This is a genomic window from Polyangiaceae bacterium (genome assembly GCA_020633205.1).
Taxonomy (GTDB): Bacteria; Myxococcota_A; Polyangia; order Polyangiales; family Polyangiaceae; genus JAHBVY01.
The window spans coordinates 1-1,099 of sequence record JACKEB010000005.1 but is presented as its reverse complement, the minus strand read 5'-3'; the positions used below and the strand labels follow the sequence as shown (position 1 = coordinate 1,099).

1 protein-coding gene is annotated in these 1,099 nt (G+C 78.0%); it reads left to right on the top strand.

What is annotated here, in order from left to right:
- Positions 1–1,099: TonB family protein (locus H6718_00045; protein ID MCB9583752.1), on the top strand; the 1,099-nt coding region annotated here is incomplete at both ends.

Below are 1,099 nucleotides of genomic sequence, written 5' to 3'. Positions count from 1 at the left end.
GCGGCGCCGGCGCGGCCGGTCAGCGACCTGGCGCTGACGCCGACGATCGTGTGTCGCGCGCTCGTCGATCGCGACGGCCGGGTCCGCGAGGTCAGCGTCTACCGGTCGCGGCTCGAGCTGGCCGCGTTCGAGGCGGCGGCGGTGGACGCGGTGCGGGGGTGGCGGTTCGCGCCGGCGCGCCAGGGCGGCGCGCCGGTGGCGGCGTGGGTCAACCTGCCGGTCAGCTTCGCCGGCACCACGGCGACCGCGCGGGTCCGCATCAAGGGCAGCGACACGATCGGCGGCGCCCTCGGCCCGGCGCTGGCGCAGGCGTTCATGGCGCGCCGGCCCGACGTCGAGGTCACCGTCGAGGCCCTGGGCTCGGCGACCGCGTTCGTCGGCCTGCTCGACGGCACCGCCGACCTCGGCGCGGCGTCGCGCCCGGTCAAGCCGGCCGAGCTCGACGACGCCGCGCGGCTCGGCGTCCGCTTCGACGAGCTCGTGCTCGGCTACGACGGCCTCGCGCTCGTCGTCCACCCCGACAACCCGATCGCGGCGCTGACGATCGACGAGGCGTCGCGGCTGTTCCGCGGCGAGATCACGCGCTGGTCCGAGCTCGGCGGCCCCGACCGCCCGGTCCACCTGCTGAGCCGGCCCGGCTACTCCGGCACCCACGACTTCTTCGTCGACAAGGTGGTGCGGCGCGGCGATGGCCACGACCCGGCGACGATCGACGCCGGCGCCCGCGAGATCGAGCACAGCGACGCGCTGGTCGCCGCGGTCGCCGCCGACCCCGACGCGATCGGCTACGTCGGGCTGGGCTGGGTGGACGCCGGCGTCCGCGCCGTCGCGATCTCGCCCGGCGCGGGCGCGGCGGCGATCGCCCCCTCGGCGGCGACCGTCCGCGACGGCCGTTACCCGATCTACCGCGCGCTCCTGATCTACAGCGCCGGCGCGCCGCGCGGCGCCGTCGCCGACTTCCTGCGGTTCGCGCTGTCGCCGGCCGGTCAGGAGCTGGTCGCCGCCAGCGGCTTCGTCCCCGGCGACACCCCGGCCGAGGTCCTGGCCGCGCTGGCCGCCGACGATCCCGGCGACGCGGCGGCGCGCGGCGAGCTGGTGG